Below are 21081 nucleotides of genomic sequence, written 5' to 3' on the forward strand. Positions count from 1 at the left end.
CAGCGTTGACGGGGCAGCGTGGTCTTAGGGCTGGCCGACGACCACTTCGCTGATCTGCGTGACCGGTTTGATGTCGGTGTAGTTGGGGATGTCGGCCATGATGGCTTTCACGTGCGGCCCGAACCCGGCCTGGAAGGCTTCCAGTGACTCGGCGTAGATGTTGCCGAAGGCGACGTAGGCAGCGGCCTGACCGGGCGCGCCGCCGCCAATGCCCTTGTCCACGGTGTAGAACAGGCAGGAAGCGCCCATCTTTTCCTTGACCATGGGCATGTGCTTGTCGCGGTAGTAATCGTGGTCGAACCGGGCGTTCGGCTGGTTGGGGTACATCACGCTGACTTTGATCATGAAGGCTCCTCTGGGTGTGGGGCGGGCGCCCCCGGTGGGCAGCCCGTCGCGTGAACGATAGCGGATGACCGATGCCGGTTCGGCGCGGCGTCGGTCGAAGCTTCAAGGCGGCAAGCGCGGACGGGCAGACAGGCACCTCACTGCGGCTGAGGCGCGTCGCCGCCCAGCGCCTTGTAAAGCGCCACGCGGTTGATCTGCTCGGCCAGGCGCAGACCGATCAGCTGCTGCTGGGCCTGGTACAGCGTGCGCTGGGCATCGAGCACGCTCAGGTAGTTGTCGGTACCGGCCTTGAAGCGCGCGTTGGACAGATCGAGCGCCTTCTGGTTGGCGGCGACCAGCGCCGTGGCGGCCGCCAGACGTGCTTCCCAGGTGAGCCGATCGGCCAGCGAGTCGGCCACTTCGCGGAACGCGGTCTGTACGGCGCGGTCGTACGCGTTGACGGCCAGGTCGCGGTCGACCTCGGCCACGCGCAGATTGGCCTGGTTGGCGCCCCCGTCAAAGATGGGGAGTGTGAGGGCCGGGCCGAACGACCAGGTGCCATTGCCCGCGCCGAACAGTGCCGACAGCGCGCGGCTGCCGGTGCCGATGGCCGCGGTCAGGTTGATGCGCGGGAAGAAGTTGGCGCGCGCCACGCCGATGTTGGCGTTCATGGCGCGCAACTGGTGCTCGGCCGCGTGGATGTCCGGGCGGCGCAGCAGCACGCTGGATGGCAGGCTGGCGGGCGCTTGCATCACGACGGCGACGTAACGGTCGAGGCTGTCAGAAGGCAGCGGCAGCAAGGCATCGTCCACCGGGCCGCCCGTCAACAGTTCCAGAGCGTGCCGATCCTTGGCGATCTGGCTGGTGGTGGCCGCAACGTCCAGACGGGCCGCGTCGACTGTCGTCTGGTTCTGGGCCAGCACCAGCCCCGACGTGGCGCCAAGCTCGTGCATGCGCTGCGTCAGGGTGTAGGCCTTCTCGCGCGCAGCTAGTGTGTCGCGCGCCAGACGCAGGCGCTGCTGGTCGGCGGCCAGGTTGAGCCAGGCTTGCACGACGTCGCCGATGAGGGTCAGGCGGACGTTCTGCTGAACTTCGGTTTGGGCGAGGTACTGCTGCAGCGCGGCTTCGCTCAGATTGCGCACGCGCCCCCAGAAATCCAGCTCGAACGCGGTGATGCCCAACTGCACGGTGAACTGATTCAATTCGGTGGACTGGCCCGAACTGCTCAGGTCGGCCGCCGTGCGGGTGCGCGAGGCCTGCGACGACAGGCCGATGGTGGGCAATTGGTTGGCGCGCGAAATGCCGTAGACGGCGCGCGCACGCTCCACGTTGAGAATGGCCTGCTGCAAGCTGCGGTTTTGTCCCAGCGCCTGGGTCAGCAACTGACGCAGGCGCTCATCCTGTACCCAGTCGGTGAGCGCGAGCGTCGGGGCCATCGCGGCCTCGTTCCATTCGACGGGGGTTGTGGGCAAGCCGTTGGCGGGCGTGATTTGCGCGGGCACGCTCAAGGGCGGTGCCTGAACGGTGGGCGCAAGGTTGCACGCGCTGAGCGCCAGCACGGCGGTGGTCAGGGTGCCAGCGCGCATCCATCGCACCGGGGTCAGAGCGGTGCTCATGCCGTCACCTCGTGCGTGGGCGCTGCAGGCGCTTCGTGGCGCGCGTGGTCCTTGAACCAGCTGCGAATCAGCAGGAAGAACACCGGCACGAAGAACAGGCCGAGCACGGTCGAGAACACCGTCCCGCCCAGCACGGCGGTGCCGATGGAATGGCGCCCGGCCGAGCCAGCACCCGCGGCCAGCGCAAGCGGCAACACGCCGACCCCGAAGGCCAGCGAGGTCATGACGATGGGCCGCAGGCGCAGGCGAACCGCTTCGAGCGTGGCCTCGAACAAGGCCTTGCCCTGTTCCTGCAGCTGCGTGGCGAACTCGACGATCAGGATGGCGTTCTTGGACGCCAGGCCGACGGTGGTGAGCAGGCCCACCTGGAAGTACACGTCGTTGTCGAGCCCGCGCACGCTGGTGAACAGCACGGCGCCCAGCACGCCGAGCGGCACACCCAGAATGACAGCGAGTGGCACCGTCCAGCTTTCGTACAGCGCGGCAAGGCAGAGGAACACGAACAGCACCGAGATGGCGTAGAGCAGCGGCGCCTGCGCACCGGCCTGCCGCTCCTGGTAGGAAGCGCCCGACCATTCGTGGCCAATGCCCGCAGGCAGCGTCTTCATCAGCTCTTCCATGATGTTCATGGCTTCGCCGGTGCTGACGCCTTGCACGGATTCGCCCTCGATCTCAAGCGCCGGGGCAGCGTTGTAGCGCCGCAGTTGCGGCGAGCCGTACGTCCAGCCGCTCTCGGCAAAGGTGTCGAACCGCACCATCTGGCCCTGCGTGTTGCGCACCGCCCATTGGTTGATGTCCTGCGGCAGCATGCGGTAGGACGTGTCGCCCTGCACGTACACGCGCTTGACGCGGCCGTTGTGCACGAAGTCGTTGATATAGCTGCCACCCATGGCGATCGACAGCGTGCGGTTGACATCGGCCGTGGTGAGGCCTTGCGCGCCGGCCTTGCGGTCATCCACGGCGACGCGCAGCTGCGCGGTGTCGTCCGAGTTCTGGGCGCGCACGCGGGTCAGGCGCGGGTCGGCGTTGGCGCGGCGCAGCAAGTCGTCCTTGGCGGCCATCAGCGCGTCGTGGCCCAGGTCGTTCATGTCCTTCAGCTCCAGCAGGAAACCGGCGTTCGAGCCCAGGCTGCGGATGACGGGCGGCAGCGTGACGATGACGTTGGCATCGCGGATCTTGCGCAGATCCTGCGTGGCCTTCTGGGCCAGCGCACGGGCGCTTTGCTCGGGCCGCGTGCGCTGAGACCAGTCGGTCAGACGCACGAACGCGCGCGCCGAGGCCTGGTTGCCGCCCAGGCCGGTGACGATGTTGATGTTCACCGCCTCGGGCATTTGGCGGAAATAAGCCGTCACTTCCTGCGCCACCGCGTTGGTGCGCTCGGCGGTTGCGCCGGCGGGCGGGTTGATGATGACCGTGAGCGCACCCTGGTCTTCTTCGGGCACGAAGCTGGTGGGCAGCTTGTGCAGCAGGAAGGCGATGCCCACGCCGATCAACACGTAGATCAGCATCACCTGCCATGCGCGGCGCATGGCGCGGCTGGCGAGGCTGACCGTGCCGTTCGTGGCGCGGTCGAAGCCGATGTTGAATTTCTGGAAGAAGCGGTCGTTCAGCCCCAGCAGGCCGCGCCGCACCTCGCCATCGTGGCGCGGCGGCTTCAGCAGCGTAGCGCACAGCGCTGGCGTCAGCGTCAGCGCCACGAAGACCGACAGCACCATGGCGGTGACGATGGTGATCGAGAACTGGCGGTAGATGATGCCCGTGGAGCCGCCAAAGAACGCCATCGGGATGAACACGGCCGACAGCGTCATCGTGATGCCCACCAGCGCCGGCGTGATCTCCGTCATCGACTTGCGCGTGGCTTCCTTCGGTGGCAGGTGTTCGGTGTGCATCACACGCTCGACGTTCTCGACCACCACGATGGCATCGTCCACCAGCAGGCCGATGGCCAGCACCAGACCAAACATGGTCAGCGTGTTGATCGAGTACCCAAACGCCGCCAACACGCCGAAGGTGCCCAGCAGCACCACCGGCACGGCGATGGCGGGGATCAAGGTGGCGCGCAGGTTCTGCAGGAACAGGAACATCACCAGCACGACCAGCAACAGGGCTTCGAACAGCGCCTTCACCACCTCTTCAATGGAGGTTTTCACGAAGGGTGTTGAATCCACGACCACGGCGGGCTTCAGACCGTAGGGGAACATCGGCTGCATCTCCGCCAGCTTGGCGTTGATCAGCTCGGCCACCTTCATGGCGTTGGCGCCGTCCGCCAGGACGATGCCCATGCCCGCGCCGGGGCGACCATCCAGCCGTGAAAGCACCGTGAGGTTCTCTGGCCCGAGTTCGACCCGGCCCACGTCCTTGATCGTCACCGCTGAGCCGTCGGCAGCGATCTTCAGGAAAACGTTCTCAAATTGTTCGGCGGTCTGCAGCTTGGTGCGCGCAGTGATCGCCGCATTGATCTGCTGGCCTTTCACGCTGGGCAGGGCGCCCAGCTGACCGGCCGATACCTGCGCGTTCTGTGCCTGAATCGCGGTGGCCACGTCGCCCGGCATCAGGGCGAATTTTTCGAGCTTGGCAGGGTCCAGCCACACCCGCATGGCGTAGCCGGTGCCGAACACCTGTACGTCGCCCACGCCGTCGATGCGGCCGATCACGTCCACCAGGTTGCTGCGCAGGAAGTCGCCCACGTCCACGTGGCTGACCGAGGGGTCGGCCGAAGTGAACGACACCACCATCAGGAAGTCCTGGCCGCCCTTGAAGACGAACACCCCGCGGCTGGTCACCTCGTTGGGCAGGCGGCTCATGGCCTGTTGCAGCTTGTTCTGCACCTGCACCTGCGCCACGTCGATGTTGGTGCCGGGGGCGAACGTCAACGTGGTGCGCGACTGGCCGGATTCGTTGCTGGTCGCGTTGATGTAGAGCAGGTTGTCGATGCCCTTGAGCTGCTGCTCGATGACCTGGGTGACCGAGTTGTCCACCGTCGCGGCCGAGGCGCCCACGTAGTCGGCGCCTATGGTCACGCGCGGCGGCGCAATGTTGGGAAACTGCTCGACCGGCAGCGTGAACACCGCCAGCCCGCCCGCCAGCATGATGACGATGGCGATCACCCACGCGAAGATGGGCCGATTGATGAAGAAATGCGCCATGGAACGGGCCTCGCTGCGCTCAGCGCTGACCGGGGGCCACGGGCGCGTTCTGCGCCACCACGGCAGCGGACGCCGCGGCCGCAGGGCCTTGCGCCGCACCAGGTGCAGCGCTGGCGCCTGCGCGCGGGCCCGAGGCCGCCGTCGCCGGGCCGGTACCGGCCGACCCCGCCACCGGTTTGACCTGAATGCCGGGCCGCACACGCTGGAAGCCATCGACCACGATGCGATCGCCCGACTTCAGTCCGTCTTCCACCATCCACTGACTGCCAATCGCCTGCGCCAGCGTGACCGGCCGGCGTTCGACCTTGTCGTCGGCACCCACGACCCACACGTTGGCGCGCCCGGAAGGATCGCGCACCACGGATTTCTGGGGAATCAGCAGTGCCTGGGGCTGCACCCCGACCGGCAACTGCGCCCGCACGTACATTCCGGGCATCAGCACGCCGCCCGGGTTGGGCACGGCTGCACGCAGGGTCACGCCGCCGGTGCCCGGGTTGACGATCAGGCCGGAAAACGCCAGCTTGCCTTGGTGCGGGTAGGGCGTGCCGTCTTCCAGCACCAGCTTGACCGGCAACACCTGGTCGGCCACGCCCTGGTAGCGTCCGGCATCGATGTCTCGGCGCAGGCCCAGCAGTTCAGCCGTCGACTGGGTGAAGTCGACGTACATCGGGTCCAACTGGACGATGGTGGTCAGCGGGGCAGCCTGGTTGGCCGTGACCAGAGCGCCGGCCGTGACACTGGAGAGGTTGACCCGCCCGGCGATCGGCGCCTTGACCTGCGTGTAATCGAGGTTGATCTGCGCCGCTTCGACGGCCGCCTGCGCGCCGGCCACATCGGCCTGCGATTGCGCGGCCTGCGCCTGGCTTTCCTGGGCGACCTGGCGGCTCACGGCGTCGATCTTCACCAGTTCGGCATTGCGCTCGGCATTGACGCGCGCAGTGCGCGCCGCCGCTTGCGTCTTGCTCAGCGTGGCCTTCGCCGATGCCAGCGCGGCACGGTAGCTGCTCGGGTCGATCTGGTAGAGCACCTGGCCCGCCTTGACCTGACTGCCTTCGGTGAACAGGCGCTTTTGCACGATGCCGTTGACCTGCGGCCGCACTTCCGCGTTCATGAAGGCCGCGGTGCGACCCGGCAATTCGGAGTTGATGGCCTGGCTGCGCGGCGCCAGCGTCAATACCCCCACCTCGGGCGGGGGCGGGGGCGCCGCCGCGGTCTGTTTGCGGTCGCCGCAACCGGCCATGCCCAGCCCAAGACCCAGCACCAAGGGCCCCAGCGCCCACAGCGCACTACGCGATGGCAGGGCCGGGGAGACAAGCGAACGCGCAGGACGATGAAGGTCCACGGAAGGGGCGTAAGGCGGCATGGCGTGGCGGACGTACAGATGTAACGGATATTGTCGGGCAGAAGCGCCGTCCGAAGCGGCCACGCGTGGCGCTCGCCGTCAAGGAATCGAGGGTCTGCGCGGGCGCGCGACACGGTCGAACACAGCCGGCAGTGCCGACCAAGTACGAGGTTTCTGTCTGGGTGACAAGGGTAACGGCAACCGGGGCCGATCCGGCTGGGCGCCAGGATGTTTACCTCAGGTTTACGTTGCCGCTCGACCTGTCCTGCGGCCAGCGCCGAAGGTGTGACGGGCTCCAGGGTTCTCGGACCGGATCCGCCACCGTTGTCGTTGGCCAGGGCAGCTGGTTGCAATGTCGTTCAGGCGGTGGCGGTTGCTGGCTACGTTATTGATAGCTGCTCGCGCAGGCCTGTATTGCCTTAGAAGTTGATTTTTATTGAAATTTCAGATCAGTCGTTCGAGCGGCGAACCGATCTTGCGCAGCGCGGGGTGGCGTTTGGATTCGACGCGCAGCGGGATGGTCGTCTGGCCGCCGTTCCACTGCGGGTCTTCGATGCTGTCGAACACCTGGCGCAGGCGTTCGCCCCAGCTGCTGTGAAGCATTTCGAAGTACGGGTTGTCCCGGTCGATGCAGATCACGCGGTCGGTTTCGAGCTTGTCCGCCTCGTACACCACCAGGTCCAGCGGCAGGCCGACCGAGAGGTTGGACTTGAGCGTCGAATCCATCGACACCAGCGCGCACTTGGCGGCCTCGTCCAGCGGCGTGGCCGCGCTGATCACGCGGTCGAGCACGGGCTTGCCGTATTTGGACTCGCCGATCTGGAAATACGGCGTCTCGTTGGTCGCCTCGATGAAGTTGCCGGCCGAATACACGAGGAACAGGCGCATGCCTTCTCCCGCAATCTGGCCACCGAAGATCAGCGACACGTTGAAGTCGAGCCCCGCCATGCGCAGCGCGTTGCCGTCGCGCTCTTCCACGCGGCGCACGGCGCTGCCCAGCACGCGCACGGCGTCGAACATGCTGCGCGCATTCCAGATGGTGACCGGGTCGCCCGTTTCCGGGTCCTTGATCGACTCGTTCTGCAAGATCTCGCGCACCGACTGCGTGATCGACAGGTTGCCGGCCGAGAGCATGACCATGAAGCGGTCGCCCGGACGCTCGTACACCAGCATCTTGCGGAAGGTGCTGATCGAGTCGACCCCCGCGTTGGTGCGCGAATCGGACAGGAACACCATGCCTGCGTTGATCTTGATGGCGCAGCAATAGGTCATGGGAAAACTTCGAGGGGAAAGGCGGAAGAAGTGGGGTGCGTCAGCCGGCGTCGGCCAACTTCTTCAGGCGGTACAGCGCTTCGAGCGCGTCGCGGGGACTCAGCGCATCGGGGTCGATGCCGGCCAGCGCCCATTCTACGGCGCTGGGTTCGGCCGCGGCGGCCTCGGCCGGTGGGGGCGTGAACAAATCGACCTGGCGCTGGGCCTCCTGCGCGCCCGCTTCCAGCCGCGCCAGCGCGTGGCGCGCGTGGTTGACCACGGCCGTGGGCACGCCGGCCAGACGTGCCACCTGGATGCCGTAGCTGCGGCTGGCCGGGCCGGGTTGCAGCTCGTGCAAAAAGACGATGTCCTGGCCGCCGCGCTCGCTGGTGTCGGCAGCGCTGACGTGCATGTTGAAGGCGCCGTGGTGGGTCTTGGGAAACTCGGTCAGCTCGAAATAGTGCGTGGCAAACAGCGTGAAAGCCTGCGTGCGGTCGTGCAGGTGCGCGGCGATGCCGCTGGCCAGCGCCAGGCCGTCGAAGGTGCTGGTGCCGCGGCCGATCTCGTCCATCAGCACCAATGACTGAGCGGTCGCACCGTGCAGGATCTGCGCCGCCTCGGTCATCTCCAGCATGAAGGTGGACTGCGCGTTGGCCAGGTCGTCGGCAGCGCCGATGCGGGTGTGGATGGCGTCGATGGGTCCCAGCCTGCAGCGCGCCGCCGGCACGTAGCTGCCGATGCTGGCCAGCAGCACGATCAGCGCCACCTGCCGCATGTAGGTGCTTTTGCCGCCCATGTTCGGGCCGGTGATGATCTGCAGCCGCGCCTTGGGGCCCAGCGCCGTGTCGTTGGCGATAAAGGGCGCGCCCGTGGTTTCCTGCAGGCGCGCTTCGACCACCGGGTGGCGGCCGCCGCGGATGTCGATGCAGGGCTCGCGCACGAAGTCGGGCGCCTGCCAGTTCAGTGTGAGGGAGCGTTCGGCCAGCGCGGCCAAGGCATCCAGCGTGGCCAGCGCGCGGGCGAAGCGCGTCAGCGCCGGCACGTGCGGTTGCAGCTGGACCAGCAACTGCTCGTACAGCCATTTCTCCCGTGCCAGCGCACGTTCCTGCGCCGACAGGGCTTTGTCCTCGAAGGCTTTGAGTTCAGGTGTGATGAAGCGCTCGGCGTTCTTCAGCGTCTGGCGGCGGCGGTAGTCGTCAGGCACCTTGGCGGCTTGACCCTGCGTGACCTCGATGTAGAAGCCGTGCACCTTGTTGAACTGCACCCGCAAGTTGGCGATGCCGGTGCGCTCGCGCTCGCGCGCCTCCAACGCGACCAGAAAGGCGTCGCAGTTGTCGGCGATACCGCGCAGCTCGTCCAGCTCGGCGTCCAGGCCGGGCGCAATCACGCCGCCGTCGCGCACCAGCGCGGCGGGTTCATCCAGCAGTGCGGCCTGCAGCAGCGCGGCGGCTTCGGTGGGCGGCGCCAGTGCCTCGGAAATCTGAGCCAAATAGGGCTCTAGCGATTGCTGTATTAGCGCGGGCAGCTCCTGTTTTTGTAGTGTCTGGCGCAGTGCGACCAGCTCGCGCGGGCGCACCTGGCCCAGCGCCAGACGGGCGCTGATGCGCTCCACATCGCTCGTGCCCTTGAGCAGCGTGCGCACGCGCTCAGCCAAGCCGTGCTCGCGCAGCGCCCCGATCGCGCCCAGGCGTTGCTGCGCCACGGTGCGGTCGCGCGGGGGCGACAGCAGCCAGCTTTTCAGCAGGCGGCTGCCCATGCCGGTGCGGCAGGTGTCGAGCAGCGAAAACACGGTCGGCGCGTCTTCACCGCGCAGGGTTTGCGTCAGCTCCAGGTTGCGGCGCGTGGTGGCGGGCAGGTCGATCAACTCGCCTGCGCGTTCGACCAGCAGGCCTTGCAGGTGCGGCAGCGCGCGGCCCTGTGTGTGTTCGGCGTAGGCCAGCAGCGCGGCGGCGGCGGCGTGCGCTTGGGGCAGTTCTTCGGCGTGCCAGGCGGCCAGGCTCGCGGTCTGCAGCTGGTCCAGCAGCTTGCGCCGGCCCAGCGCCGCGTCAAACTGCCATTCCGGCCGGTGCGTCACGCTGGGCGCGCGGCCTGCGCTGCGCACGGCCTGCGCACTGCGCAGCAGCGTGTCGGGCGCGTCGGCGGGCAGCAGGATTTCGCTGGCGCCGATGCGGTCCAACCAGCCGGGCAATTCGTCGGCCGTGCATTCGGTCAGGTGCACCTGACCTTGCGTCACCGCCAGCCAGGCCAGGCCGCAGCGCTGGCGCGTGCCCGGGAACACAGCCAGCAGCAGCGATTCGCTCTTGTCGGACAGCAGCTCTGCGTCGGTCAAGGTGCCGGGCGTGACCACGCGCACCACCTTCCGCTCCACCGGCCCTTTGCTGGTGGCGACGTCGCCGACCTGTTCGCAGATCGCGACCGATTCGCCCAGCTTGATCAGCCGTGCCAGGTAACCGTCCACCGAATGAAAAGGCACGCCCGCCATCGGGATCGGCTGGCCCGCCGACTGCCCGCGCGTGGTCAGCGTGATGTCCAGCAGCGCCGCCGCGCGCTCGGCGTCGGCGTAGAACATCTCGTAGAAATCCCCCATGCGGTAGAACAGCAGGGTGTCGGGGAAGTCTGCCTTGAGCCCGTGGTATTGGGCCATCATCGGGGTGTGACCAGCCTCGGCGGCGGCTTTGGCAGCGGAATCGGTCGGGGCGCGGCGTTCGGCCGCTGGAGATGGGCTGGGCATGGTCGGCGCTGGAGGCTGAGCGGCTTGAATGCCTGGATTCACAGCGCAGAAAGCTTGGTTCAGCGCTTCTTCGATAGCACGTCCGGCGCAGCGGCTTCCAGTTGGTCCGCCACTTGTTGCAGAGATTGTCCCAGCGCGCGCAGCTGTTGGGGTGAGAAGCCAAAAATCGGGCTCTGTGCGGGCGCACCCGCGATGTCGCCAGCGGCGGTGAGGTACTCGATCCGAAGCAGGCCAATCTGGTGGGAGGGTGCTTGGCTGATGCCCCAGCGCACGACCGGGAGCACAGGGTTCTGGTTTTCCATGAACAGGTGTCTTGGTTACGACGAAGTCAATCGAGCATTGTAAAAGCGCTTGAAATCGCAGCGACATGCGAACTAGGGCCGGGCAGCGCCGGCAACCTCCAACTCCGCCAAGACTCCCGCGGCATCGGCGCGCACGCGGCGTGCCAGAGCCTCGGACAGATTCAGGCGTCGCAGCAGCCAAGGGCTTGCGTCCTGTAGGTAGGGGTCGGGCAAGGTTTCCGGGACGGCGGGCAACGAGACGTCCAGGTCGACGCGTGCGGTGTCCAGCGAGTGCGCCGCGGTTGACACGCGGTCGAACGCCAAGGTCTGTTCGATGACGGCTGCGGCCTGCTCCAGCGGGACGGTCAGCCCATCGAGTTGCAGGCGCTCGCGCCGCAGCAGCATCAGCGACTTGATGGCGCTCAGCTGGCCCAGCAGCTGGTAGCTGTGGCCTTGCAGTTGCTCCAGCAGCGCCAGTGGCGGCTGCACCGCGCGTGGCTCCACCAGCGCGCGGGCGGTGGCCTGAACCAATGCCGACAGCGCGTCATAAGCTTCGCGGCGCGCGAGCCGCCAGGTGAGTTCGGATTGGGTGTCGATGGCCTCCACCTGCGCCAGGCTGAGCGACTGACGTGCGTGCTGGTCCAGCGCCTTCAGCACACGCCGAACCAGGCCCGTCAGCTGCCCGCGTTCCCAGGACGGCAGCACGTAGGCAAAGGCCCAGGCGATGCCCGCGCCCAGCAGCGTGTCGCCCACGCGCTCGAAGAAAGCGAACGTCGCGTTGCTGCCCGCGAACAGCAGGTGTGCCTGCACCAGCCCCATGACCGACGCGGCCATGGCGGTAACGACGTAGCGGCGCATGGCAAAACCGTGCGCGATGCCCTGCGAGACCGTCACGGCGATCAGCAGCAGCAGGGCGGGCGGATGCAGCGCCAGCAGGCCGGTCGCGAGCAGACTGCCGACCAGCGTGCCGGCCACGCGCTGGTTGCGGCGCTCGAGCGTCTGCGCCAGGCTGCCGCGCAGCACGACGACGATCGTCAGAAGGATCCAGTAGGCGTGCGAGCCCCAGGGCAGCAACACCGCGACCGTGTAGCCGGTGCCGACAGCCAGCGCGGCCCGCACCGCGTGACGCAGCGCGGGTTGACGCCAGTGCCACACGGTCAGAAAGGGCTGCAGCGACCAGTCGGTTGGGCTGACGAACAGGCGCCAGCTGTTGCGCACCACGGCAAGGTCGGGCATGGTTTCGCCGCGCGCCAGCAGGCTGAGCTGCCGAACCGCGTCGTTCTGGTGCTCGATGCGAAAGCTCACGCCACGCAGCAGCGCGGCCTGCGCGGCGCCGGTCGGGTCGGCCGACAGGTCGGCGCTGGCTGGCTCTTCTCGCAGCCGCAGGGCGGCGAGCCGGGCGCTGTGGTCGGTAGCAACAGGGGGGCGCCGGCGCAGCAGCAAGTCGTCGGCCAAGAAGGCCAGTTCGCGCGCCATCTGGCGGTAGATGGCGGCGATCTCTTCGAGCGCATGTGCGTGGTCTGCGGCTTCACGCACGCGGTCGAGATCCAGCTCGCTGGCCACCAGGTGGTCGCGCATTTCCAGCACCACCAGCAGCATGCCCGCTAGGCGCTGGCGGCGCGGTGTGTTGGGCGATTCCAGCACCACGTCGCGGGTGGATTGCAGCTGGTCGGCCAGCGCTGCCTGGCGCTTGAGCAATTCGGTCAGGCCCGCAGCGGAATCGGGCGCGACTTCGCCCGGCCCGGGTGCGCCGTCCGCGCGGGGTGACACGCGCCGTGCATGGGCCTGCAGCAGTGCCGAGACGGCCAGTAGCAGATCGGCCGTCAGCTGGGTGCGGTAGCGCCCGTTCAGGACGCTGTTGGCGATCACCGAATAGACGACGTACAGGGCCGCGCCCAAGCCGCAGTACAGCGTTCGCAGCAGCACCTGCTCGGTCCCGCTGGCCGGGGGCAGCGACATGGCGAACACCAGCGCGAGCATCACGCCGATGGCGACTGGCGCCCCCCGCTTGCCCCACGCCATGCCCAGGAACACGACGAAGGTGGCCGGCACGAGGAACAGCCCGAGTTCCAGCGTCTTGCCTTCCAGCGCCAGCACCGCGGCAAACAGCGGTACACCGATCACTGGGCCGACGACCATGTGGGCCAGCTTGCCCCGGCGAGGGCCCACCATGTCGGGCGCCAGCGTGGCGATGACGCCGACCGTGGCCACGGCTGCCGCTTCGGTGCCGAACAGCAGCATCACCGTGGATGAGACCAGGAACAGCCCCAGCGCGCACGAGGCGCCGTTGAGCACGTAGTAACTGAGCGCCACGCGCAGGAAGCGCCGCTGCCGCAGACTCAGCCAACGGCGCATTTGCTCGGGCTGCAGGGCCGGCAGGTTCATGATGGGCGTTCGTGCTGACGGAACGCGCCGTGGTGTTCCCAACGCCCGGTTGGCAGGCGCGGCAAGACGGTGGCGGGGCTGAGGACGGGCACGGCAGGCGAGGCGGGCGGCCGGTGGGTACCGGCAAAAAAGCCGATCAGGCGGGCGGCCAACCGCTCCCGGGATTGTCCCATGGCGGTCTATCATGGGCTGCATGAACAAGGCATTCACCCGTGAGCGTGACGGGGAGGACGAAGACGACGACATCGCGCTGCCGCCCTTGCCCCCGGGTGGCAAGAACTACATCACGCCGCAGGGCTACGCCCGTTTGCGCGCCGAGTTGCTGACCCTGATCGATGAGGAGCGCCCAAAAGTGGTGGAGGCCGTGCACTGGGCGGCCAAGAACGGGGACCGCAGTGAAAACGGGGACTATCTCTACGGCAAGAAGCGCCTGCGCGAGATCGACCGGCGCATCCGCTTCCTGACCAAGCGGCTGGAGATCGCCGAGGTGACGGACCCGAGTGCGCACCATGGCGGAGAGCAGGTGTTCTTCGGCGCCACAGTGACCTACGCTGACGAGGAAGGTGAGGAACGCACCGTCACCATCAAGGGCATCGACGAGGCGGAAAGCGCGCAGGCTGAGGTCAGCTGGATCAGCCCGATCGCCCGCACCTTGCTGCGCGCCCGTGTGGGCGATGTGCTGCAACTGCCCACGCCCGCAGGCACGCACGAGATCGAGGTGGTGGCCGTGGATTACCCGGCGCCGCCCGTGTCCGACTGATCTGGGGCAGTCTGATGATTGCTATCGTTTAAGTAGCTGGCTGCGCAGGTGGTTGTAGGGCTGAGTGCCAAAAAGACCTGAAATTTCGGAGCGCACCAAGCTGGTGTATCAGAGGGGTCAGTGCTGGGCGGTTGGCATGATGCGCGCTGCGCGCAGCACCGACTGCGTGCGCTTGAGGTGGCGCAGCACCGTGTCGAGGTGCGTGCGGTCGCGCACGGTGATGACGAAGCGCAGGTCCAGCGCTTCCTGCGCGCTTTCGTCGGCCATGCCCAGATGCACGATGTCGGCCTCGGCGCTGGCCAGAGCGGCCGCCACGCGCGCCAGCACGCCCTTGCCGTTGACCACGGTGACCACGATGCCCACCTCGAACTGTCGCACAGGTTCGTCCGCCCAGGCCACTGTGATGAAGCGTTCAGCGTCCTTGTGCTGCAGGCGGCGTGCCACCGCACATTCGTCGGTATGCACCACCAAACCTTCGCCACGGCCCAGGTAGCCCAACACACCATCGCCCGGGACCGGGCGGCAGCAGGTGGCGTATTTGACGGACATGTTCTCGGCGCCGTCCAGGATCACGGCGCCCTGCGACAGGTTTTCGTGCGCGGTGAAGCGCTCGCGCGTGAGCAACAGCGCGTCGGGCTTGATGCCTTCGGCCGCCAGCAGTGTGACCAGGCGCTTGGCGACCATGTTGGCACTGCGCTTGCCCAGGCCGATGTCGGTCATCATCTCGTCGCGCGTGCGGTTGCCGGTGAAGCGCAGCAGTTTGTCCCAGAGCGGCTTGTCGCCGCTGTCCTGCCCGGGCGGCTGGCTCAGACCCTCGGCGCGCAGCGCCTGCGCCAGCAGCTTTTCGCCCAGGTCGCGCGATTCGTCCTGCGCCAGGCTTTTCAGGTGGCTGCGGATGCGCGAACGGGCGCGGCCGGTGCGCACAAAGCCCAGCCACGCCGGGTTGGGCGTGGACACGGGCGCGGTGATGATCTCGATCACGTCGCCGTTGGCCAGCTCGCTGCGCAGCGGCACCTGTTCGCCATTGACTTTGGCTGCGACGGCGTGGTCGCCCACATTGCTGTGGATGGCGTACGCAAAATCGACGATTGTGGCGCCCTGCGGCAGCGCCATGATCTGGCCCTTTGGGGTGAAAACGTACACCGCGTCGGGCACCAGATCGACCTTGATGTGGTCCCAGAACTCGGCCGCGTCGCGCGTCTCGTTCTGGATGTCGAGCAGCGACTGCAGCCACTGCGTGCCCAGCTCGTCGCCACCACCCGATTCCGCCTGGTTGACCTTGTAGAGCCAGTGCGCGGCCACCCCGGCTTCGGCCACCAGGTCCATCGCCTCGGTGCGAATCTGGAATTCGATGTTCACGCTGGCGGGGCCGACCAGCGTGGTGTGCAGGGACTGGTAGCCATTGACCTTGGGCATGGCGATGTAGTCCTTGAAGCGCCCGGGCACCGGCTTGTACAGCTGGTGCAGCAGCCCCATGGCGGTGTAGCAGTCCACCACGTGGGGCACGATCACGCGCACGCCGTACAAGTCGTTGACCTGCGCGAACGACAGGTGCTTGTCGTCCATCTTCGTGTAGATGGAGTAAAGCGTTTTTTCGCGCCCGACGATGCGCGCGTTCAGGCCGGCCTGGCTCAGCACGTCCTGCACCTCCTGGCCCACTTTCTGGATCAGGTCGCGGCGGCGCTGGCGCGCCTTGTTCAGCGCCTTGGCCAGCACGCTGTAGCGCCACGGTTTGAGGTGGCGGAAGGCCAGATCCTGCAGTTCGCGGTAGGTCTGGTTCAGGCCCAGGCGGTGCGCGATGGGGGCGTAAATCTCCAGCGTTTCCGCACTGATGCGCCCCCACTTGCTGCGCGGCATGTCGCCCATCGTGCGCATGTTGTGGGTGCGGTCGGCCAGTTTGATCAGGATCACGCGTACGTCGCGCGCCATCGCCAGCAGCATCTTGCGGAAGGACTCAGCCTGGCCTTCTTCGCGCGTGCTGAACTGCAGCTTGTCCAGCTTGGTCAGGCCGTCCACCAGCTCGGCTACCGAGACGCCGAACTGCTCCACCAGATCCGCCTTGGTGACGCCGCAGTCTTCCATGGCGTCGTGCAGCAGCGCTGCCATCAGCGCGTGGGCGTCCAGCTTCCATTCGGCGCACTGGGCGGCGACGGCGATCGGGTGCGTGATGTACGGCTCGCCGCTGTGGCGCATCTGGCCCAGGTGAGCGGTGTCGGCAAAGCGGTAGGCGCGGCGCACCAACTCGCGGTCGTCCGGGCCCAGGTAGTCCAGCTTGCTTTCCAGCGCGGCAAAGCTGGCCGCCGCCGCGTTGGCCGCGGCCAGCGGTTGCTCCATGGGGGGCAGCACCGAACTCATAGCCCCCGAATTTAACCCGGTTGTCATCTGGCCGCCGCCGGGCACGAAAAAGGGCGCTTCGAGAGCGCCCTTTTAGAGACTTGTAGGCCTGTGGTGGCCCGCAAAGAGTGACCTGAGTTCAGGGCACTTTCTTGAGCATTTCGAGCCCGACCTTGCCGGCGGCGATCTCGCGCAACGCGGTCACGGCGGGCTTGTTGCGCGCTTCGATCTTGGGCGTATGGCCCTGGCTCAGCATGCGGGCGCGGTAGGTCGCGGCCAGCACCAGCTGAAAACGGTTGGGGATTTGCTCGAGGCAGTCTTCGACGGTGATGCGGGCCATGGCGGTGCAGCTTGGAGGCTGTTCAGACGATGTTGAGGGCTTTGAACGTGTCGGGGCGGGCACGGCGCTGGGCGATGTACTTCAGCCGCTGCGCGTGGACGATGGCTTTCAGGTCGAAAAGCGCGCGTTCAAATATCTCGTTGATTATAACGAAGTCGAAATTTTCGGCTTGTGCCAACTCCTCGGCGGCATTGCACAGTCGCAACTCGATCACGTCGGGTGCGTCTTCGCCGCGGCGCGTGAGGCGCGCGCGCAACTCGTCCAGGCTCGGCGGCAACACGAAAACGAGGATGGCGTCGGGAAACAGCCGCTTGATTTGCAGCGCGCCCTGCCAGTCGATCTCCAGCACCACATCGCCGCCGCTGCCGATGCGCTGCTCGATGGCGCGGCGCGACGTGCCGTAGCGGTTGCCGTGCACCAGCGCCCATTCCAGGAAGTCGCCGCGCGCGACCATGCCGTCGAAATCGTCGTTGGAGATGAAAAAGTACTCGCGACCGTCCTTTTCCTGCCCGCGCGGCGCCCGCGTGGTGTGCGAGACCGAGGGCGCCACCCCCGCATCCACCTCCATCAGCGCCTTGACCAGGCTCGATTTGCCCGTGCCACTGGGCGCCGCGACAACAAACAGATTTCCGGGGTAGTCCATGTGGGATCAGCGCAGGGCGCTATCGAATCGGGAGTAAATGAGGCCCATCATTTTAGTCCGACAAGCGCTGCCGATGCGCCGGGCTCCGATCGCTTGCGCGGCGTGGGCTCCTTCCTGAGAGCCGCTGCCGCCTTGATGTCACCCTCGTTCGAACACCAGCAGCAGGTTGTTGGCCGGCAGCGCCGCGCGATGCGCGAGGCGCAAGCCCGCAGCGTGCGCTTCGCGTTCGACCGCCGCGCGCTCACGGATGCCCCAGTCCGGGTGGCGCGCGCGCAGGTCGGCATCGAAGGCCAGGTTGCTGGGCGCGGTCGGGACGTCGGCCTCGAAGTAGGGGCCGTAGGTGACCAGGCGCCCGCCCGGCGCCAGGTGGCGCGCCGCGCCGCGCATCAGCGCCGGGGTGCAGGCCCAGGGCGCGATGTGGAGCATGTTGGCGGCAAAGATCAGGTCGAAAGGCTTGTCCCACGCGGGGCCGGCGCTGGGCCACGGGGCGTCCCGCACGTCGAGCCGCACCGGCGCCGCGACGCGGGGCAGGTGGGCGGTGCGCGTGACGATGGCGGCGAACAGGTCTGCGGTGAGGTCGCTGGGTTGCCAGTGCCAATCGGGCAGGGCGTGCGCGAAATGCGCCACGTGCTGGCCGGTGCCGCTGGCAATTTCCAGGGCGCTGCCTGCGGGCGCGAGCCAGGGGCGCAGGGCGGCCAGGATGGGTTCGCGGTTGCGCTCGGACGCCGGACTGAAAGGCAGGGCAGAGGTCATCTGGGAGGCAAGGTTCTTTATATATATAAAAAAAGGCTCTGGCGCTACAAACACCTGCGCGAGCAGCTACCGATTCAATAGCGACAATCCGCCGTTACCGGCACGCGGGCTGACCCGGTGGCGGCGGTGCGTCGCCGGTTGCCGGGCGGCAGGCCGTCGCCGCGGCTGAATGGTTCGTGGCATCGGCCGGTGCGTCGCTGATGCGTTCGCGCACGACGATGCCGCTGCGGTCGCTGCCCGATGGGCTGCTGGCCGCGTCGATGCCGGCGCCGATCGCCTTGCCGGTGAGGCCGATGCCGGTCGACACCACGGCGCCTGTGACCGAAATGGCGGCGCCGGCCGTGGCGCTGGCCACAGCGCAGCCGGTGCTGCTGATCGCCAGTGCGAGGCAGGCGCCGACCGCGGCGGCCCGGGTCAGGTGCGCGGCCGAGGTGTGGGGGGCGCAGGGCCGGTTCACGCCGCCACGTCGGACGTCGTCGCCGGCCCGGCGGCCTGGCGCACGTCCATGGCGATGTCCATCGCCCGCAGGCGCAGCGCCGGGTCGTAGATGTCGCAGGTGAACATGATCTCGTCGCAGCCGGTCTGCTCGGCCAGCTGCTGCAGGCCCTGGCGCACGGTGTCGGGCGAGCCGATGACGGCGCAGGCCAGAAAGTCGGCGATGCCGGCCTTTTCCTGCGGGCTGAGCTGTTGGAAGAAGCCCGGCTGCGGCGGCATCAACAGCCCGCGCGTGCCGCGCAGGACGCCCAGCACGCGCTGGAAGATGCTGGTGGCCAGCAGCTGCGCTTCGTCGTCGGTCGGTGCGGCGATCAGCGGCACACCGATCATGACGTAAGGCTTGTCCAACGTGGGCGAGGGTTTGAAGTTGCGGCGGTAAATCTCGACCGCTTGCAGCAGCATGGCCGGCGCGAAGTGCGAGGCAAAGGCGTAGGGCAGGCCGCGCTCGGCCGCGAGTTGCGCGGAGAACAGGCTGGAGCCCAGCAGCCAGATCGGCACGTGCGTGCCCGCACCGGGGTTGGCGATCAGCTTCTGGCCGGGTTTGACGTCGCCCAGCAGGTGCTGCAGCTCGGCCACCTCGCGCGGGAAGTCGTCCACGGTCTCGACCCGGTCGCGGCGCAGCGCGCGCATGGTCATCGGGTCGGTGCCGGGCGCGCGGCCCAGGCCCAAATCAATGCGGCCTGGGTACAGCTCGGCCAGCGTGCCAAAGGCTTCGGCCACGACCAGCGGTGGGTGGTTGGGCAGCATCACGCCGCCGGAGCCGACGCGGATGCGCTCGGTGCCGCCCGCCACGTGCCCGATCAGCACGGCGGTGGAGGACGAGGCGATCGACGCCATGTTGTGGTGCTCGGCCAGCCAGTAGCGGGTGAACCCCAGGCGGTCGGCGTGCTGGGCGGTTTGCAGCGACACGGCCAGGGCGTCAGCCACGCTGCGGCCTTCGCGCACCGGCACCAGGTCCAGCATGGAAAAAGCGATCTCGTTCAGGGCTTTGCTCATGCGGGCCATTGTGCGCTGGCTGGATCGGCTGCGCGCGCGGCGGGGCTCTCCGGCGTCCGCAGCCTCCGCCATGCAGGCGCACACGCTGAGTTGGCCGATGGGCCTTGGGCGAAGTGGTAACCGGATCGATAAGATGCGGTGTTCGATTCACAGCCTACGACGCGACCGCCCATGTCCCTGCCACCGCCCGTTCTGGAAGTCCTGCCGCGCGATCTCTGCGCCTACCGCGCGGGCAACACCGGTATCGACTACGTTCACCGTTTCGAATCGGGCCAGCCAGGGCCGCACGTGCTGATCAACGCATTGACGCACGGTAACGAGATTTGCGGGATGGTGGCCGCCACGCACCTGCTGGACCAGGGCGTGCGCCCGAAGATCGGCACGCTCACGATCAGCTTTGCCCACGTCGAGGCGTACGAGGGCTTTCGCCAGGACGACCCGTTCGCCAACCGGCAGATCGTGCACAACCTGAACCGTATCTGGTCCGACGAATGGCTGGACGGCCCGCAGGACAGCCCGGAGCTGCGCCGCGCCCGCGCGCTGCGGCCGGTGGTGGCGGTGGCCGACCACATCCTCGACATCCATTCGACCAGCCAGGACGTGGAGCCGTTCTGGGTCTACCCCGATTACCCGCGCAACGGCCACGCGGCGCTGGCCGTCGGCGCGCTCGGGCGGGTGACCACCCATCTGGTCATGCCCAGCGGCCTGGGCAGCGGTACGCCGCTGATTCAGCACGGGCGCCACGGCGTGGCCGAGAGCAATGCCGGTGTCGCCATGGTGGTGGAATGTGGCCAGCACTTCCTGCAGGCGGCTGCCGATGTCGCCACCGCCACGGCGCTCGACTTTCTGGCGCATTTCGGGCTCATTGACGCGCTGCCGGTGTCGGCCGAGGCGCGCGCGACGCCGCAACGGCGACTGGCGCTGTTGCAGACCTGCATGGTGCATACGCCGGAGTTCCGGTTCGTGCGCCCGCTGCAGGGCTTCGAAATCTTTGCCGAGGGTGAATTGATCGCCACCGATGGCGACGCGGGTGAAATCCGCGCGCCCTGCGACAACTGCACCGTGATGATGCCTGCGCGCGTGCCGATCGTGGGGCGCGAGGCGGTGTATCTGACGCGGCCGATCGCCGCCGCGGCCTGACGCGCTGGCACCTCGTGTCGGCGAGAATTCATGAAGAAAACATCACATTGCGCTACAACCACCTGCGCAGGCAGCTATCAATAGCAGAGTAAAAATCGCCCTCTTGGGCAGGAGTGAGACATGTCCACCACGCTTCCCGGTGCGGACCTTGAGCAGAACGAACGTGTGCGCGCCGTGTTCGAGGACATCCGCCGCACGCGCGGCTCGGATTTCATCAACGCGTTCTGGCGCCACCTGGCGCTGGATCCTGCGCTGCTCGAAGCGACCTGGGCGGAGGTCCAGCGCACCATGGTCGCGCCGTCCGCGCTGGATCCGCTCACTAAGGAACTGATCTACATCGCCGTGTCCACTGCAAACGGTTGCGGCTACTGCGTGCATTCGCACACCGCCGCCGCACGCGCCAAGGGCATGACCGATGCGCAGTACGCCGACCTGCTGGCCGTAATCGGTCTGGCGGGCAAGACCAATCACCTGGCGACGGCACTGCAGGTCCCGGTTGACCCGGTTTTTGACCTGCGTCAGGACGGCGGACGTGCATGAAGCC

At 67.5% G+C, this 21081-nt stretch carries 18 protein-coding genes; 3 read left to right on the plus strand and 15 right to left on the minus strand.

Annotated features, from left to right (window positions below):
• Window positions 1-24: 24 nt before the first annotated feature.
• The 9 genes from FVQ98_RS13370 to FVQ98_RS19700 form a co-directional block, all read right to left on the minus strand.
• On the minus strand, window positions 25-345 hold the full coding sequence (locus FVQ98_RS13370; protein WP_147913950.1) for an EthD family reductase: 321 nt from the start codon (window positions 343-345) through the stop codon (window positions 25-27).
• A gap of 137 nt (window positions 346-482) precedes the next feature.
• Window positions 483-1910, minus strand: a complete 1428-nt coding sequence (locus tag FVQ98_RS13375) for an efflux transporter outer membrane subunit (RefSeq protein ID WP_147914007.1) — start codon at window positions 1908-1910, stop codon at window positions 483-485.
• Between the two features lie 26 nt (window positions 1911-1936).
• A complete protein-coding gene (locus FVQ98_RS13380) occupies window positions 1937-5086 on the minus strand; it encodes an efflux RND transporter permease subunit (RefSeq protein ID WP_147913951.1) in 3150 nt (1049 codons plus the stop codon).
• Window positions 5087-5105: 19 nt separating this feature from the next.
• On the minus strand, window positions 5106-6449 hold the full coding sequence (locus FVQ98_RS13385) for an efflux RND transporter periplasmic adaptor subunit (RefSeq protein WP_147913952.1): 1344 nt from the start codon (window positions 6447-6449) through the stop codon (window positions 5106-5108).
• 423 nt (window positions 6450-6872) lie between these two features.
• Window positions 6873-7700: a proteasome-type protease gene (locus FVQ98_RS13390; RefSeq protein WP_147913953.1), complete on the minus strand. Its 828-nt coding sequence runs from the start codon at window positions 7698-7700 to the stop codon at window positions 6873-6875.
• Window positions 7701-7740: 40 nt separating this feature from the next.
• Window positions 7741-10326, minus strand: coding sequence for a DNA mismatch repair protein MutS (mutS, locus tag FVQ98_RS13395; RefSeq protein ID WP_147914008.1), 2586 nt, complete (start codon window positions 10324-10326; stop codon window positions 7741-7743).
• Between the two features lie 143 nt (window positions 10327-10469).
• Entirely contained in the window at window positions 10470-10712 is a 243-nt protein-coding gene (locus tag FVQ98_RS13400) for a hypothetical protein (protein WP_147913954.1), read from the minus strand.
• Window positions 10713-10784: 72 nt separating this feature from the next.
• Entirely contained in the window at window positions 10785-13076 is a 2292-nt protein-coding gene (locus tag FVQ98_RS13405) for an FUSC family protein (protein ID WP_255507774.1), read from the minus strand.
• A complete protein-coding gene (locus FVQ98_RS19700) occupies window positions 13073-13249 on the minus strand; it encodes a hypothetical protein (RefSeq protein ID WP_187265731.1) in 177 nt (58 codons plus the stop codon). Before FVQ98_RS19700 ends, FVQ98_RS13405 begins: the two co-directional genes overlap by 4 nt.
• Before the next feature lie 20 nt (window positions 13250-13269).
• Here FVQ98_RS19700 and greB point away from each other — a divergent pair, with 20 nt between their 5' ends.
• Entirely contained in the window at window positions 13270-13836 is a 567-nt protein-coding gene (greB, locus tag FVQ98_RS13410; protein ID WP_147913955.1) for a transcription elongation factor GreB, read from the plus strand.
• Between the two features lie 117 nt (window positions 13837-13953).
• Here greB and FVQ98_RS13415 read toward each other — a convergent pair whose 3' ends face one another.
• The 6 genes from FVQ98_RS13415 to FVQ98_RS13440 all read right to left on the minus strand — a co-directional run bounded on the left by FVQ98_RS13415 (window position 13954) and on the right by FVQ98_RS13440 (window position 19397).
• Window positions 13954-16170, minus strand: a complete 2217-nt coding sequence (locus tag FVQ98_RS13415; RefSeq protein ID WP_370512960.1) for a RelA/SpoT family protein — start codon at window positions 16168-16170, stop codon at window positions 13954-13956.
• Window positions 16171-16309: 139 nt separating this feature from the next.
• Window positions 16310-16510, minus strand: coding sequence for a DNA-directed RNA polymerase subunit omega (gene rpoZ, locus FVQ98_RS13420; protein ID WP_147913957.1), 201 nt, complete (start codon window positions 16508-16510; stop codon window positions 16310-16312).
• Window positions 16511-16532: 22 nt separating this feature from the next.
• On the minus strand, window positions 16533-17153 hold the full coding sequence (gmk, locus tag FVQ98_RS13425) for a guanylate kinase (protein ID WP_147913958.1): 621 nt from the start codon (window positions 17151-17153) through the stop codon (window positions 16533-16535).
• Between the two features lie 138 nt (window positions 17154-17291).
• Window positions 17292-17906, minus strand: coding sequence for a DUF938 domain-containing protein (locus tag FVQ98_RS13430; RefSeq protein WP_147913959.1), 615 nt, complete (start codon window positions 17904-17906; stop codon window positions 17292-17294).
• 94 nt (window positions 17907-18000) lie between these two features.
• Window positions 18001-18363 (minus strand): hypothetical protein, encoded by a 363-nt coding sequence (locus FVQ98_RS13435; RefSeq protein WP_147913960.1) that lies wholly within the window; start codon window positions 18361-18363, stop codon window positions 18001-18003.
• Complete coding sequence (locus tag FVQ98_RS13440) at window positions 18360-19397, minus strand: LLM class flavin-dependent oxidoreductase (RefSeq protein WP_370512961.1); 1038 nt, start codon at window positions 19395-19397, stop codon at window positions 18360-18362. Before FVQ98_RS13440 ends, FVQ98_RS13435 begins: the two co-directional genes overlap by 4 nt.
• A 171-nt stretch (window positions 19398-19568) precedes the next feature.
• Here FVQ98_RS13440 and FVQ98_RS13445 point away from each other — a divergent pair, with 171 nt between their 5' ends.
• Both FVQ98_RS13445 and FVQ98_RS13450 read left to right on the plus strand, forming a co-directional pair.
• Window positions 19569-20537, plus strand: coding sequence for a M14 family metallopeptidase (locus FVQ98_RS13445; protein ID WP_147913962.1), 969 nt, complete (start codon window positions 19569-19571; stop codon window positions 20535-20537).
• A 120-nt stretch (window positions 20538-20657) separates the two neighbouring features.
• Complete coding sequence (locus FVQ98_RS13450; RefSeq protein WP_147913963.1) at window positions 20658-21077, plus strand: carboxymuconolactone decarboxylase family protein; 420 nt, start codon at window positions 20658-20660, stop codon at window positions 21075-21077.
• Window positions 21078-21081 lie beyond the last annotated feature (4 nt).

This window comes from Ottowia flava (genome assembly GCF_008017535.1).
GTDB lineage: Bacteria > Pseudomonadota > Gammaproteobacteria > Burkholderiales > Burkholderiaceae_C > Ottowia > Ottowia flava.

Bases quoted from the DNA above. Each gene is read 5' to 3' on its own strand.
- FVQ98_RS13370 (WP_147913950.1), bottom strand. From the start codon at position 345: ATGATCAAAGTCAGCGTGATGTACCCCAACCAGCCGAACGCCCGGTTC.
- FVQ98_RS13375 (WP_147914007.1), bottom strand. From the start codon at position 1,910: ATGCGCGCTGGCACCCTGACCACCGCCGTGCTGGCGCTCAGCGCGTGC.
- FVQ98_RS13380 (WP_147913951.1), bottom strand. From the start codon at position 5,086: ATGGCGCATTTCTTCATCAATCGGCCCATCTTCGCGTGGGTGATCGCC.
- FVQ98_RS13385 (WP_147913952.1), bottom strand. From the start codon at position 6,449: ATGCCGCCTTACGCCCCTTCCGTGGACCTTCATCGTCCTGCGCGTTCG.
- FVQ98_RS13390 (WP_147913953.1), bottom strand. From the start codon at position 7,700: ATGACCTATTGCTGCGCCATCAAGATCAACGCAGGCATGGTGTTCCTG.
- mutS (WP_147914008.1), bottom strand. From the start codon at position 10,326: ATGATGGCCCAATACCACGGGCTCAAGGCAGACTTCCCCGACACCCTG.
- FVQ98_RS13400 (WP_147913954.1), bottom strand. From the start codon at position 10,712: ATGGAAAACCAGAACCCTGTGCTCCCGGTCGTGCGCTGGGGCATCAGC.
- FVQ98_RS13405 (WP_255507774.1), bottom strand. From the start codon at position 13,076: ATGAACCTGCCGGCCCTGCAGCCCGAGCAAATGCGCCGTTGGCTGAGT.
- FVQ98_RS19700 (WP_187265731.1), bottom strand. From the start codon at position 13,249: ATGGGACAATCCCGGGAGCGGTTGGCCGCCCGCCTGATCGGCTTTTTT.
- greB (WP_147913955.1), top strand. From the start codon at position 13,270: ATGAACAAGGCATTCACCCGTGAGCGTGACGGGGAGGACGAAGACGAC.
- FVQ98_RS13415 (WP_370512960.1), bottom strand. From the start codon at position 16,170: ATGGAGCAACCGCTGGCCGCGGCCAACGCGGCGGCGGCCAGCTTTGCC.
- rpoZ (WP_147913957.1), bottom strand. From the start codon at position 16,510: ATGGCCCGCATCACCGTCGAAGACTGCCTCGAGCAAATCCCCAACCGT.
- gmk (WP_147913958.1), bottom strand. From the start codon at position 17,153: ATGGACTACCCCGGAAATCTGTTTGTTGTCGCGGCGCCCAGTGGCACG.
- FVQ98_RS13430 (WP_147913959.1), bottom strand. From the start codon at position 17,906: ATGACCTCTGCCCTGCCTTTCAGTCCGGCGTCCGAGCGCAACCGCGAA.
- FVQ98_RS13440 (WP_370512961.1), bottom strand. From the start codon at position 19,397: ATGAGCAAAGCCCTGAACGAGATCGCTTTTTCCATGCTGGACCTGGTG.
- FVQ98_RS13445 (WP_147913962.1), top strand. From the start codon at position 19,569: ATGTCCCTGCCACCGCCCGTTCTGGAAGTCCTGCCGCGCGATCTCTGC.
- FVQ98_RS13450 (WP_147913963.1), top strand. From the start codon at position 20,658: ATGTCCACCACGCTTCCCGGTGCGGACCTTGAGCAGAACGAACGTGTG.